This is a genomic window from Streptomyces sp. NPDC047079, from assembly GCF_040643755.1.
Classification (GTDB): Bacteria; Actinomycetota; Actinomycetes; order Streptomycetales; family Streptomycetaceae; genus Streptomyces.
On record NZ_JBEYUZ010000003.1, the window covers coordinates 156,767 to 170,172 of the forward strand.

12 protein-coding genes are annotated in these 13,406 nt (G+C 68.7%); 6 read left to right on the plus strand and 6 right to left on the minus strand.

Translation table 11 applies throughout. The features are described 5' to 3' along the window. Positions 1-113 precede the first annotated feature (113 nt). From rsmG to rpmH, 6 genes are all read right to left on the minus strand, one after another. Entirely contained in the window at positions 114-830 is a 717-nt protein-coding gene (rsmG, locus tag ABZ823_RS05540; RefSeq protein WP_361653967.1) for a 16S rRNA (guanine(527)-N(7))-methyltransferase RsmG, read from the minus strand. 164 nt (positions 831-994) lie between these two features. Continuing rightward, the gene (locus ABZ823_RS05545) at positions 995-1,507 is read right to left on the minus strand and encodes a R3H domain-containing nucleic acid-binding protein (RefSeq protein WP_361653970.1); all 513 of its coding nucleotides are present in this window, start codon (positions 1,505-1,507) and stop codon (positions 995-997) included. A 15-nt stretch (positions 1,508-1,522) separates the two neighbouring features. Next, a complete protein-coding gene (yidC, locus tag ABZ823_RS05550) occupies positions 1,523-2,806 on the minus strand; it encodes a membrane protein insertase YidC (protein WP_361653973.1) in 1,284 nt (427 codons plus the stop codon). Between the two features lie 3 nt (positions 2,807-2,809). After that, complete coding sequence (gene yidD / locus ABZ823_RS05555; RefSeq protein WP_361653976.1) at positions 2,810-3,163, minus strand: membrane protein insertion efficiency factor YidD; 354 nt, start codon at positions 3,161-3,163, stop codon at positions 2,810-2,812. Next, positions 3,160-3,534 carry a ribonuclease P protein component gene (rnpA, locus tag ABZ823_RS05560; protein WP_361653978.1) on the minus strand — a complete coding sequence of 125 codons (375 nt, stop codon included), beginning with the start codon at positions 3,532-3,534 and terminating at the stop codon, positions 3,160-3,162. Before rnpA ends, yidD begins: the two co-directional genes overlap by 4 nt. An 18-nt stretch (positions 3,535-3,552) precedes the next feature. Continuing rightward, positions 3,553-3,690 carry a 50S ribosomal protein L34 gene (rpmH, locus tag ABZ823_RS05565; RefSeq protein ID WP_003956500.1) on the minus strand — a complete coding sequence of 46 codons (138 nt, stop codon included), beginning with the start codon at positions 3,688-3,690 and terminating at the stop codon, positions 3,553-3,555. 422 nt (positions 3,691-4,112) lie between these two features. Here rpmH and dnaA point away from each other — a divergent pair, with 422 nt between their 5' ends. From dnaA to gyrB, 6 genes are all read left to right on the plus strand, one after another. After that, complete coding sequence (dnaA, locus tag ABZ823_RS05570; protein ID WP_361653981.1) at positions 4,113-5,993, plus strand: chromosomal replication initiator protein DnaA; 1,881 nt, start codon at positions 4,113-4,115, stop codon at positions 5,991-5,993. 1,046 nt (positions 5,994-7,039) lie between these two features. Continuing rightward, positions 7,040-8,170 (plus strand): DNA polymerase III subunit beta, encoded by a 1,131-nt coding sequence (dnaN, locus tag ABZ823_RS05575; protein WP_361653983.1) that lies wholly within the window; start codon positions 7,040-7,042, stop codon positions 8,168-8,170. 177 nt (positions 8,171-8,347) lie between these two features. Beyond that, positions 8,348-9,223, plus strand: coding sequence for a phosphogluconate dehydrogenase (NAD(+)-dependent, decarboxylating) (gene gnd / locus ABZ823_RS05580; RefSeq protein ID WP_361653986.1), 876 nt, complete (start codon positions 8,348-8,350; stop codon positions 9,221-9,223). Between the two features lie 53 nt (positions 9,224-9,276). Continuing rightward, positions 9,277-10,398: a DNA replication/repair protein RecF gene (gene recF / locus ABZ823_RS05585; RefSeq protein ID WP_361653989.1), complete on the plus strand. Its 1,122-nt coding sequence runs from the start codon at positions 9,277-9,279 to the stop codon at positions 10,396-10,398. Beyond that, a complete protein-coding gene (locus ABZ823_RS05590; protein ID WP_361653992.1) occupies positions 10,395-10,928 on the plus strand; it encodes a DciA family protein in 534 nt (177 codons plus the stop codon). The genes recF and ABZ823_RS05590 overlap by 4 nt, the downstream gene beginning before the upstream one ends. Before the next feature lie 385 nt (positions 10,929-11,313). Beyond that, positions 11,314-13,365, plus strand: a complete 2,052-nt coding sequence (gyrB, locus tag ABZ823_RS05595) for a DNA topoisomerase (ATP-hydrolyzing) subunit B (RefSeq protein ID WP_361653995.1) — start codon at positions 11,314-11,316, stop codon at positions 13,363-13,365. Positions 13,366-13,406: the final 41 nt, after the last annotated feature.

Genomic DNA, 13,406 nt, shown 5'->3' on the forward strand with positions numbered 1-13,406 from the left:
ACTCGTCGAGAATGCGCGCACGATCACCGACCCCGGTCGCGCGCATCGGCCGATCACCGACCCGACTCGCACCCTCCGACCGATCACCGAACCCGGTCACACCCGCCGACCGCTCACCGACGCCGTCGCGCCCGCCCCGCCCGGGCCGCCTTGGCCCTCTTGGCCGCGAAGCGCACACCGCCGGGGCTTTCCCCCACCTCCACCCGCACCACGGTCGACAGCGGATCCACGATGCCCTCGCCCACGTGGAGGATGGACGTCCCCACGGCGCCGAGCTTCGTCAGCGCGGTGCCGGCACTCTTCAGCTCCTCCTCCGCGGTGTCGCCCTTCAGGGCGAGCATCTCACCGTAAGGACGCAGCAGCGGAATGCCCCACGTGGCCAGTCGGTCCAACGGGGCCACGGCGCGTGCCGTCACCACATGGACCGGCTGCATCTTGCCCATGACCTCCTCGGCGCGGCCGCGGACGACAGTCACATGGTCGAGCCCCAGCAGCTCGACGACCTCGGTGAGAAAGTTCGTGCGCCGCAGCAACGGCTCCAGCAGCGTGATCTTCAGGTCTTCCCGGACGAGCGCGAGCGGAATGCCCGGCAGTCCGGCGCCGGAGCCCACGTCGCACACGGTCACCCCATCGGGCACGACCTCTGAGAGCACCGCGCAGTTCAGCAGATGGCGCTCCCACAGGCGAGGCACTTCCCGTGGGCCGATAAGACCGCGCTGCACGCCCGCTTCCGCGAGCAGCTCCGCATAGCGGACCGCGTCCGCGAAGCGATCGCCGAACACCTCGCGCGCCTGCTCCGGCGCAGGGGGAAGCTCTGCTGCCTCCGTCACGGGGACCGTCCTTCCGTACCGCAAGAGCGCACTGGGCGCGCAGACCACCAGAACTATCAGGGACTCCCGGCTGCCGCAGGCACAGCCGTGAGGGGAACTACCAGGCTGACAAAGTTCGGCCCCGCCTGCTCAACAGACGGGGCCGGAGGAGGCTACGGACCGATTCAGGCGGGCAGCACGACGACGAAGCGCTGCGGCTCCTCGCCCTCGGACTCGCTGCGCAGGCCCGCGGCCTTGACCGCGTCGTGCACGACCTTGCGCTCGAAGGGCGTCATCGGCTTGAGCTGCACGGGCTCGCCGGAGCTCTTGACCTCGGCCACCGCCTTGGCACCGAGTTCCGAGAGCTCCGCACGCTTCCTGGCGCGGTAGCCCGCGATGTCCAGCATCAGCCGGCTACGGTCGCCGGTCTCCCGGTGCACGGCCAGGCGTGTCAGCTCCTGGAGCGCCTCCAGCACCTCGCCGTCACGGCCGACCAGCTTCTGGAGGTCCCGGCTGGCCGTGTCGCTGATGATCGACACGGACGCACGGTCTGCCTCGACGTCCATGTCGATGTCGCCGTCGAGATCGGCGATGTCCAGCAGACCCTCGAGGTAGTCCGCCGCGATCTCGCCCTCCTGCTCCAGGCGGGTCAGGGTATCTGCACCCTCGGCAGCCGCGGAGGTGGTGCCTTCCGTCACGGGATGGACTCCTTCTTACTTCTTGGACGGGGACTTGGGCCGCTGCGGACCCTTGCGCTGGCCGGACTGGGCCTTGCTGCGGGTGCCGGAGCCGGGCTGCGACGTCGCCTTCTTCGCGTTGCCGGCCGGCTCGGCATCCTGCGGCTCGTCGGACTTGCTCAGCGACGGGGACGAAGACGGCTCCTCGGAACCGCCCACAGGCTTGGCCCCACCGGACTGACGCTGGGCCTTGGTCTGCCGCTTGGGCTGCTGACGCTTGGGGGCCCCGGTGCTCGGCGTACCGTCCTCGACGGTGGCGACGGCCACGGCCTCGCTCTTCATCACGGTGCCGTCCGACTGGGCCGCAAGGCCCGCCTTGGTCAGACCGTTGATGAACCTGCGCTCGAACTCGTTGCGGTCGCGGCCCTTGGCGACGATCGCCTTGACGATGGCCTTCTCACGCCGGTTGCGGGTCTTGCCGTGGTGCGTGACGTGCTTGTACAGGCGCTCGAGGTAGGCGGCCTGGGCCTTGGAACCCGGGGTCGGGTTGTTGTGGATCACATACATCTGCTGGCCCATGGTCCACACGTTGGTGGTCAGCCAGTAGACGAGGACACCAACCGGGAAGTTGATGCCGAAGACGGCGAACATCACCGGGAAGACGTACATCAGCATCTTCTGCTGCTGCATGAACGGCGTCTTCACCGTGGTGTCGACGTTCTTCGTCATCAGCTGGCGCTGCGTATAGAACTGCGACGCCGACATCAGCACGATCATCACCGCAGTGACGACCCGGACGTCGGTCAGCGACGCGTGCAGCGCATGCACCTTGGCCGCGCTGTCCGTGAACTTGGCGGCCAGGGGGGCACCAAAGATGTGCGCCTTCTGGGCGCTCAGCAGCAGCTGGTCGTTGATGACACCGATGGTCTTGCCCGACGCGATGCCGTTGAGCACGTGGTACAGGGCAAAGAAGAAGGGCGACTGCGCCAGGATGGGAAGGCACGAGGAGAGCGGGTTGGTACCCGACTCCTTGTACAGCTTCATCATCTCTTCGGACTGGCGCTGCTTGTCGTTCTTGTAGCGCTCCTGGATCTTCTTCATCTCGGGCTGCAGCGTCTGCATGGCCCGGGTCGCCTTGATCTGCTTCACGAAGAGCGGGATCAGGCAGATACGAATCAGGATCACCAGGGACACGATGGACAGGCCCCAGGCCCATCCGGTGTCAGGGCCGAAGAGGCTGCCGTACACCGTGTGGAACTGGACGATGACCCAGGAGACGGGTGTCGTGATGAAACTGAAGAGGCTGGCAATCGTGTCCACTAATCATGCTCCTTGGGCATGGGACGAGGTCTTCGCGGCCGGGCTCGAAGGGAGGTCTCCTTCGGTGGCCGGTTCGGCGGCGGAGGGCCCGCCCTTGCGTGCGCGCCAGGCGGCGCGCAGCATTTCGTGCCACCGCGGGCGCTTGCGCGGCGGGACATGGTCTACACCGCCGAGCGACCACGGATTGCACCGTAGGATGCGCCAGGCGGTGAGTGCCGTTCCCTTGATCGCACCGTGCCGGTCGATGGCCGTGTAGCCGTAGTGGGAACACGACGGGTAGTACTTGCACACCGGCCCGAGCAGTGGACTGATCGTCCACTGATAGATCTTGATGAGAGCCAGCAATGGGTACTTCATCGCGTGCCCCCTCCTCCCAGCAGCCGCTGAAGCGCAGCATCCAGGTCTCGGGCCAGCTGTGCGTGGTCGGCGTCACCCGCGCCGGGCAGCGCTCGTACGACTACCAGGCTACCGGGGGGCAGCAGGGGCACTCGGTCACGTATCAGGTGGCGAAGCCTGCGCTTCACCTTGTTGCGTACGACTGCGCCGCCCACGGCCTTGCTCACGACGAAACCCGCACGCGTCGGGGGAGCGCTCTCCCCAGGCGCGTGCGGGTCCGTGGCACCGCTTCGAAGGTGGACGACGAGAAGCGGGCGTCCGGCCCGGCGTCCTCGGCGTACCGCGGTCGCGAAGTCCTCGCGCCGCCTCAGCCGATGCTCGGTAGGCAGCACGTCATGACCTGTGCGCGATCAGGCGGACAGACGGGCGCGACCCTTGCTGCGGCGGGACGCCAGGATGGCGCGGCCGGCACGGGTACGCATACGCAGCCGGAAGCCGTGGGTCTTCGCGCGACGACGGTTGTTCGGCTGGAAGGTGCGCTTGCTCACTCGGGGGCTCCAGTAATGATTCGGTGGCTGGCGGGGTGTCGCCTGGCTGTCACCGTGCGCCCACGAGTAGCTCGCATTACGCCCGAGTGCACCGCTTCCCGATCACCGCATGTTCCCTGGTCGGAACACTGGTACGTGATCTGTGCCCATCGGAGGCAGGCGGCAGCAGCCATCGACAACTCGACCTGGTTACGGTACGCGGGGCTGCGCCGTCCGGTCAAACCAGCGCCCCATGAGAGACACTTGTCCACAGCCTGGGGACAACAACTTGAACCACGCCGCTCGCCCTGACTACCGTGACTGGACTCCGATGCGTGCCCATGTCCCCGGCCGAGTTGCCTCGTCCCGGGCCGACCGCCCGATTTGCCTTCCGACCCCTCCCGCGACCACACGTGCGTGGGACCTTTGAGAGAGCGTGCCCTGTGGCTGACGTACCTGCCGATCTTGCCGCAGTGTGGCCACGAGTCCTCGAGCAGCTCCTCGGTGAGGGACCCGGACCGGGTGTCGAGGCGAAGGACGAGCACTGGATCAGGCGCTGCCAGCCGCTGGCGCTGGTCGCCGACACCGCCCTGCTCGCAGTGCCGAACGAATTCGCGAAGGGCGTCCTCGAAGGCCGGCTGGCGCCGGTCGTGAGCGACACGCTCAGCCGCGAGTGCGGCCGCCCCATCCGCATCGCCATCACCGTCGACGACTCCGCTGGCGAGCCCCCGGCGCCGTCCGCGCCCGCCCCGTCGCGCTACGAGGAGCCCGAGCTCCCCGGCCGCGACACCTACGACCGCCAGGGCGGCTACGAGGGATACGGCCGCCATCGCGCGGACGACCACCGAAGGGGCCGCTCCGGCCAGCTGCCCCCGGGCCCCGGCGACCAGCTCCCCTCCCCCCGCGCCGATCAGCTCCCCCCCGCCCGCCCGGCGTATCCGGGTGAGTACCAGCGCCCCGAGCCCGGTGCCTGGCCCCGCTCGTCCCAGGACGACTACGGCTGGCAGCAGCAGCGGCTCGGCTTCCCCGAACGCGACCCGTACGCGACCCCGGCGCCCGACTACCGCACGCAGTCCTTGGAGCGCTCGCCGTACGAGCAGCAACGCCCGGACTACGAGAGCGCGCGGGGCGACTTCGACCAGCAGCGCCCCGACCGGCGCGAGCTCCCGGAGCCTCCCTCCGGCGGCGGACACGCGCACCGGGGCGGTCCGGGCGGCCCCGGTCTGCCCACCACCGGCGCGCCCGGCCCGCTGGCCGCACAGCCCGCGCCGGCGACCGGACCGGGCGAGCCCACCGCGCGGCTCAACCCGAAATACCTCTTCGACACCTTCGTCATCGGCGCCTCGAACCGCTTCGCGCACGCGGCCGCGGTCGCCGTCGCCGAGGCACCGGCGAAGGCGTACAACCCCCTCTTCATCTACGGTGAGTCGGGGCTCGGCAAGACGCACCTGCTGCATGCCATCGGTCACTACGCGCGCAGCCTCTACCCGGGCACCCGCGTGCGGTACGTGAGCTCCGAGGAGTTCACCAACGAGTTCATCAACTCCATCCGCGACGGCAAGGCGGACGCGTTCCGCAAGCGCTACCGCGACATGGACATCCTGCTCGTCGACGACATCCAGTTCCTGGCGCAGAAGGAGTCGACGCAGGAGGAGTTCTTCCACACCTTCAACACGCTCCACAACGCCAACAAGCAGATCGTGCTCTCCTCGGACCGGCCGCCCAAGCAGCTGGTCACCCTGGAGGACCGGCTGCGCAACCGCTTCGAGTGGGGCCTGATCACCGACGTCCAGCCGCCGGAGCTGGAGACGCGCATCGCGATCCTCCGCAAGAAGGCGGTGCAGGAGCAGCTCAACGCGCCGCCCGAGGTGTTGGAATTCATCGCGTCCCGCATCTCGCGCAACATCCGGGAGCTGGAGGGCGCCCTGATCCGGGTGACGGCGTTCGCGTCGCTCAACCGGCAGCCCGTGGACCTGGGTCTGACGGAGATCGTCCTCAAGGACCTGATCCCCGGCGGCGAGGACTCGGCCCCCGAGATCACCGCGACGGCCATCATGGCGGCCACCGCCGACTACTTCGGCCTGACGGTCGAGGACCTGTGCGGCACCTCGCGCGGCCGTGCCCTGGTGACAGCCCGGCAGATCGCGATGTATCTGTGCCGTGAACTGACGGACCTGTCGCTGCCGAAGATCGGCGCCCAGTTCGGCGGACGCGACCACACGACGGTGATGCACGCCGACCGCAAGATCCGCGCCCTGATGGCCGAGCGGCGTTCCATCTACAACCAGGTGACCGAGCTGACGAACCGCATCAAGAACGGCTGACGGCCGCACGCACTCCCGTCGAGGGCGCCCCCGAGAAGGTCCCGGGGGCGCCCTCCGCCGTTCCCGTACCCCGCGAAGGCCCCCGGCCGGCTGCCACCCGCCATGCCGGTGCTCAGACGCCCCGGCACCGCCCCGAGTACACCCGCCGAGGCGCCACCAGCCGCCCCCGAGCCCCTCCGCCGCGCCCGCCGGGCGCCGTCAGCGCTTCTCCCACCCCGCGGGGCGGGCGGTCGGGCGCACCTGCGGCGGCGGCACGTCCGCAACCTGCTGTTCGAATACTCGCCGCGTTACGGCCACTCTCCACAGATTCGGCGACTTTCTTCCGTCCACATGCTGGGGACCGCGAAGTTGTCCAGATCGCGTCCACAGGCAGTGCTGCCGGAAGATCGTCCTGCCAGCTCAGCCGCTTGTGGATTGGTGGATGAACGATCTCCACAGACTGTGGACGACACAAAGATCCACAGTCTGTGCACGGAGTTGTCCACCGACGACCCACAGGCTACGGCCGGTTGTCCCCAGTGTTCCCCGGCTTCTCCACATCCCTGTCCACTGTTCGGCAACGCAACGCGGGCTCTCACCGGACGGAGTGAAAGGCGTCACATCAAGGCGCCCGGTTGGGCTGTGGGAAAGGTGGGTAAAGCTGGGGACGGCACTGGGGAGAAGTGCCCCTGGGCTGTGCACGGGGTGTGCAGAACTTTCCGTTCTCCACAGAGACACCTGGTTGTCCACTGCTGCCGCCCACAGGCCCAGTGGACAAAATCTGGGCGCTGAGCTGGGCAAACGCGGTTATCCACCGTATCCACAGGCCCTACTACTACTCCTACTCAGAGAGAGCGGGGAATTCGTCTGGAAGCGGGGCCTGTGCACAACTCGCTCTCCGGCTCCCGACCGCCCCTCGTCACGACTTGACCCCGAAAGGCGCCGACTGTCAGCGGCGTGCGTCAGACTGGTCCCCGGTGTCCTTCCCGTCACAGGGGCTCTCGACACCGAGTCACGACGAAGGCCAGCAGGGCGAGAACGCCGGCAACAGCAGGAGGCGGCTTACGGTGAAGATCCGGGTGGAACGCGACGTACTCGCGGAGGCAGTGGCCTGGGCGGCGCGCAGCCTCCCGGCCCGTCCGCCGGCGCCTGTCCTCGCCGGCCTGCTGCTGAAGGCCGAGGACGGGCAGCTGAGCCTGTCCAGCTTCGACTACGAGGTCTCGGCGCGCGTGTCGGTGGAGGTCGAGGTCGAGGAGGAGGGCACGGTCCTCGTCTCCGGCCGCCTGCTCGCCGACATCTCCCGTGCCCTCCCCAACCGTCCGGTGGAGATTTCCACAGACGGTGTACGGGCCACGGTGGTCTGCGGCTCCTCCCGGTTCACCCTGCACACCCTCCCCGTGGAGGAGTACCCGGCGCTGCCCCAGATGCCGAACGCGACGGGCACGGTCCCGGGCGAGGTCTTCGCCTCCGCCGTGCAGCAGGTCGCCATTGCCGCGGGCCGCGACGACACGCTGCCCGTCCTCACCGGTGTGCGCATCGAGATCGAGGGCGACACGGTCACGCTGGCCTCCACCGACCGCTACCGCTTCGCGGTCCGCGAGTTCCTGTGGAAGCCGGAGAACCCGGAGGCGTCCGCCGTGGCCCTGGTGCCCGCCAAGACGCTCCTGGACACCGCCAAGGCGCTGACCAGCGGCGACTCCGTGATCCTGGCGCTGTCCGGCTCGGGCGCGGGCGAGGGCCTCATCGGTTTCGAGGGCGCCGGCCGGCGTACGACGACCCGCCTGCTGGAGGGCGACCTCCCGAAGTACCGCACGCTGTTCCCGACGGAGTTCAACTCGGTCGCCACCATCGAGACCGCCCCCTTCGTGGAGGCCGTCAAGCGCGTCGCCCTGGTCGCCGAGCGGAACACTCCGGTGCGGCTCAGCTTCGAGCAGGGCGTGCTGATCCTGGAGGCCGGCTCCAGCGACGACGCACAGGCTGTGGAAAGGGTCGACGCCCAGTTGGAGGGCGACGACATCTCCATCGCCTTCAACCCGACCTTCCTGCTGGACGGTCTGAGCGCCATCGACTCCCCGGTTGCCCAGCTGTCCTTCACCACATCCACGAAGCCCGCCCTGCTGGGCGGCAAGCCGGCCGTGGACGCCGAGGCTGACGAGGCGTACAAGTACCTGATCATGCCGGTGCGGCTCAGCGGCTGACAGCTGTCCACAGGAGGCCCGGGGCTCGGTGGATCACCGGGCTCTTCGGAAGAAGCCGCAGGTGGGAGGGGGTTTCGCATGAGCGCGTAACCCCACAGGTGTGCATGAGCGGCCGGGTTTAGGCTCGGACGCAGGTACGAAAGTGCCCTCATGCCATCGCAACCTAAGGAACAACTGATGGAGCTCGGTCTCGTCGGCCTCGGCAAGATGGGCGGCAACATGCGCGAGCGGATCCGCCGCGCAGGCCACACCGTCATCGGATACGACCGCAACCCGGACCTCGCCGATGTCCACAGTCTCGAAGAGCTGGTGGGCAAGCTGGAGGGACCGCGAGTGGTGTGGGTGATGGTTCCGGCCGGTGCCCCGACCCAGTCCACCATCGACGAGCTGGCGAGGCTGCTTGAGCCCGGCGACGTCGTCGTGGACGGCGGGAACTCCCGCTGGACGGACGACGAGAAGCACGCCGAGGAACTCGCGGCCAAGGGCATCGGTTTCGTCGACTGCGGTGTCTCCGGCGGCGTGTGGGGCCTCGAGAACGGCTACGCCCTGATGTACGGCGGCGACGCCCGGGACGTCGCCAAGGTGCAGCCGGTCTTCGACGCCCTCAAGCCCGAGGGCGCGTTCGGCTCGGTGCACGCCGGCAAGGTCGGCGCGGGCCACTTCGCGAAGATGGTCCACAACGGCATCGAGTACGCGATGATGCAGGCCTACGCCGAGGGCTGGGAGCTGCTGGAGAAGGTCGACTCCGTGGAGAACGTCCGCGAGGTCTTCCGCTCCTGGCAGGAGGGCACGGTCATCCGCTCCTGGCTGCTGGACCTCGCGGTCAACGCCCTCGAGGAGGACGAGCACCTGGACAAGCTGCGCGGCTGGGCGGCCGACTCCGGCGAGGGCCGCTGGACCGTGGAGGCCGCCATCGACAACGCGGTGCCGCTCCCGGCGATCACGGCGTCGCTGTTCGCGCGGTTCAGCTCGCGGCAGGACGACTCGCCGCAGATGAAGATGATCGCGGCGCTGCGGAACCAGTTCGGCGGCCACGCGGTCGAGAAGAAGTAGTCCACAGGGCCGCCCGGCGGTCCACAACCCTTGGGGGAGGTCGGCGGACGACCATGCATGTGACGCATCTGTCGCTGGCCGACTTCCGCTCGTACGCCCGGGTCGAGGTCGCGCTCGACCCGGGCGTGACCGCCTTCGTCGGCCCCAACGGGCACGGCAAGACGAACCTGGTGGAGGCGGTCGGCTACCTCGCCACCCTCGGCAGCCACCGCGTCTCCTCCGACGCCCCCCTCGTTCGTATGGGCGCCGAACGCGCGATCATCCGGGCGCAGGTCAGACAGGGTGAGCGGCAGCAGCTGGTCGAGCTGGAGCTGAATCCCGGCAAGGCCAATCGCGCCCGCATCAACAGGTCCTCGCAGGTCAGGCCCCGCGATGTGCTCGGCATCGTGCGCAGTGTGCTGTTCGCACCCGAGGACCTCGCGCTGGTCAAGGGCGACCCCGGCGAGCGGCGCCGCTTCCTCGACGAGCTGATCACCGCCCGCTCCCCGCGCATGGCGGGCGTCCGCTCCGACTACGAGCGTGTCCTCAGGCAGCGCAACACTCTCCTGAAGACGGCCGCGCTGGCCCGCCGCCACGGTGGGCGCTCCCTGGACCTGTCCACCCTCGATGTATGGGACCAGCACCTCGCCCGCGCCGGCGCCGAGCTGCTCGCCCAGCGCCTCGAACTGATCGCGGCGCTCCAGCCGCTCGCCGACAAGGCCTATGAGCAGCTGGCACCCGGTGGCGGCCCGGTCGCCCTGGAGTACAAGCCGTCCGCGCCCGGTGAGGCCCACACCCGGGAGGCCCTCTACGAGCAGCTGATGTCCGCGCTCGCCGAGGCCCGCAAACAGGAGATCGAGCGCGGCGTCACCCTGGTGGGCCCCCATCGCGACGATCTGCTCCTCAAGCTCGGTCAGCTGCCCGCCAAGGGATACGCCTCCCATGGCGAGTCCTGGTCGTACGCGCTGGCGCTGCGCCTGGCGTCGTACGACCTCCTGCGCGCGGAGGGCAACGAGCCGGTGCTCGTCCTGGACGACGTCTTCGCCGAGCTGGACACCCGCCGCCGTGCGCGCCTGGCCGAACTGGTGGTGCCGGGCGAGCAGGTCCTGGTCACCGCCGCGGTCGACGACGACGTACCGCACATACTGACGGGGACGCGGTACTCCGTGTCCGACGGCACCGTGGAGCGCGCATGAGCACCGACGAGCCCGCCCCGAAGAAGGCTCCCGAGCTGTCGGGCGTGGACCTCGCGCGTGTGGCGCTGAGGGCCGCGAAGGAACAGGCACGCGCGCGGGGAGACGCGGCGCAGCAGAAGAAGCAGGCGCGGCGCGGCGGTCTGCGCTCCGGCGCACGCGCCGACCGCCGCGACCCCATGGCGCTCGGGGCGGCCATCAACCGGCTGATCACCGAGCGCGGCTGGGAGACCCCGGCCGCGGTGGGCGGTGTGATGGGCCGCTGGCCGCAGATCGTCGGCGAGGACCTCGCCAAGCACTGCGTCCCGCAGCGGTACGACGAGGACGAACGCGTCCTGACGGTGGTGTGCGACTCCACGGTGTGGGCCACGCAGCTGCGGTTGCTGGCCCCCCAGCTGGTCGCTCGCCTCAACGAGGACCTCGGACACGGCACGGTCCGTTTGATCAAGGTCCATGGCCCCGGCGGCCCCGCCCGCCGCTTCGGCCCTCTGCGTGCCCCGGGGAGCAGGGGCCCCGGCGACACCTACGGGTGACCGACATCACTTCGGGCCGCCGTCCGCATGCGTCGGCGGCCCTTTCGTCGTGCCCGCGCGCGATTGCGAACGTCCGCCGGAGTCCGACGTAGCCAAGGGTTGACAGCCGGAAGCGCTGAGTGCCTCTTAGAGCCTCTTGGAGCCCCGTTCCGCATATAGGGAGTCGGGCGAGACCGGTTGAGGGCGGCACATGCGGAGCCAGGTACCGGCAAACCCCCATCACTGTCGGCGCTACCGGTAGACTGGGAGACAATCCCGCCCCGATCGTGGGGACCGTCCGGGTAACGCTGAGCAACGCTGATCAAGGCTTACCAACGCAACATGCCGCAGCCGCTCCGGCATCCGCCGACGAGCTTGGTTTGCGCCGTGCCAGAAAGGGCGCTTCGTGGCCGATTCCGGCAACCCCAACGAGAACATTCCGTCCACCGACGCCGGCGCGGCGACCAGCTCGAACGGCGAGGTCACCGCGTCGTACGACGCCAGCGCCATCACCGTCCTCGAGGGTCTGGACGCGGTCCGCAAGCGACCCGGCATGTACATCGGCTCGACCGGTGAGCGCGGACTCCACCACCTCGTGTACGAGGTGGTCGACAACGCGGTCGACGAGGCGCTGGCCGGTTATGCCGACACGATCGACGTCACGATCCTCGCCGACGGCGGCGTGCGCGTGATCGACAACGGCCGTGGCATCCCGGTGGACATCCACCCGGTCGAGAAGAAGCCGGCCGTCGAGATCGTGCTGACCGTGCTGCACGCGGGCGGAAAGTTCGGCGGTGGCGGGTACGCCGTCTCCGGCGGTCTGCACGGCGTCGGCGTCTCCGTGGTCAACGCGCTGTCGAACAAGGTGTCCGTCGAGATCAAGCGTGACGGCTACCGCTGGACGCAGGACTACAAGATGGGCGTCCCCACGGCCCCGCTCCAGCGCCATGAGCCGACCGACGAGACCGGCACCTCGGTCACCTTCTGGGCCGACCCGGACATCTTCGAGACGACCGAGTACTCCTTCGAGACGCTCTCCCGGCGCTTCCAGGAGATGGCGTTCCTCAACCGGGGACTGACGATCAAGCTGACCGACGAGCGCGAGTCGGCGAAGGCCACGGCCAAGGCGGACGAGGCGGGTGCGGACGAGACCCCCGAGGTCAAGACCGTCACGTACCACTACGAGGGCGGCATCGTCGACTTCGTGAAGTACCTCAACTCCCGCAAGGGAGACGCGGTGCACCCCACCGTGATCGACCTCGAGGCCGAGGACAGGGACAAGAGCCTGTCCCTCGAGGTCGCGATGCAGTGGAACAGCGGCTACAGCGAAGGCGTGTACTCCTTCGCCAACATCATCCACACCCACGAGGGCGGTACGCACGAAGAGGGCTTCCGGGCCGCGCTGACCTCGCTGATCAACAAGTACGCGCGTGACAAGAAGCTGCTGCGTGACAAGGACGACAACCTCACGGGCGACGACATCCGCGAGGGTCTGACCGCGATCATCTCGGTGAAGCTGAGCGAACCGCAGTTCGAGGGCCAGACCAAGACCAAGCTCGGCAACACCGAGGCGAAGACCTTCGTCCAGAAGGCGGTCTACGAGCACCTCAACGACTGGCTGGACCGCAACCCGAACGAGGCCACGGACATCGTCCGCAAGGGCATCCAGGCGGCCACCGCGCGCGTGGCGGCCCGCAAGGCCCGTGACCTGACCCGCCGCAAGGGCCTCCTGGAGAGCGCGTCCCTGCCGGGCAAGCTCTCCGACTGCCAGTCGAACGACCCCACCAAGTGCGAGATCTTCATCGTCGAGGGTGACTCCGCCGGCGGTTCGGCCAAGTCCGGCCGTAACCCGCAGTACCAGGCGATCCTCCCGATCCGAGGCAAGATCCTCAACGTGGAGAAGGCGCGGATCGACAAGATCCTGCAGAACCAGGAGATCCAGGCGCTGATCTCCGCGTTCGGCACCGGTGTGCACGAGGACTTCGACATCTCGAAGCTCCGCTATCACAAGATCATTCTGATGGCGGACGCCGACGTCGACGGCCAGCACATCAGCACCCTGCTGCTGACCTTCCTGTTCCGCTTCATGCGGCCGCTGGTCGAGGCCGGGCACGTGTACCTCTCCCGTCCTCCGCTGTACAAGATCAAGTGGGGCCGGGACGACACCGAGTACGCGTACTCGGACCGCGAGCGCGACGCGCTCCTCGAAATGGGGCGGCAGCGCGGCAAGCGTGTCCGCGAGGACTCGATCCAGCGCTTCAAGGGTCTCGGCGAGATGAACGCCGAGGAGCTGCGCATCACGACCATGGACCAGGAGCACCGCGTCCTCGGCCAGGTCACGCTCGACGACGCCGCACAGGCCGACGACCTGTTCTCGGTGCTGATGGGCGAGGACGTCGAGGCCCGCCGCGCGTTCATCCAGCGCAACGCCAAGGACGTCCGCTTCCTCGACATCTGAGTCGGTCTCAGCTGACCGCACAGGAAAGGATCTTCACCAGC

Bases quoted from the DNA above. Each gene is read 5' to 3' on its own strand.
- yidD (WP_361653976.1), bottom strand. From the start codon at position 3,163: ATGAAGTACCCATTGCTGGCTCTCATCAAGATCTATCAGTGGACGATC.
- gnd (WP_361653986.1), top strand. From the start codon at position 8,348: ATGGAGCTCGGTCTCGTCGGCCTCGGCAAGATGGGCGGCAACATGCGC.
- recF (WP_361653989.1), top strand. From the start codon at position 9,277: ATGCATGTGACGCATCTGTCGCTGGCCGACTTCCGCTCGTACGCCCGG.
- ABZ823_RS05590 (WP_361653992.1), top strand. From the start codon at position 10,395: ATGAGCACCGACGAGCCCGCCCCGAAGAAGGCTCCCGAGCTGTCGGGC.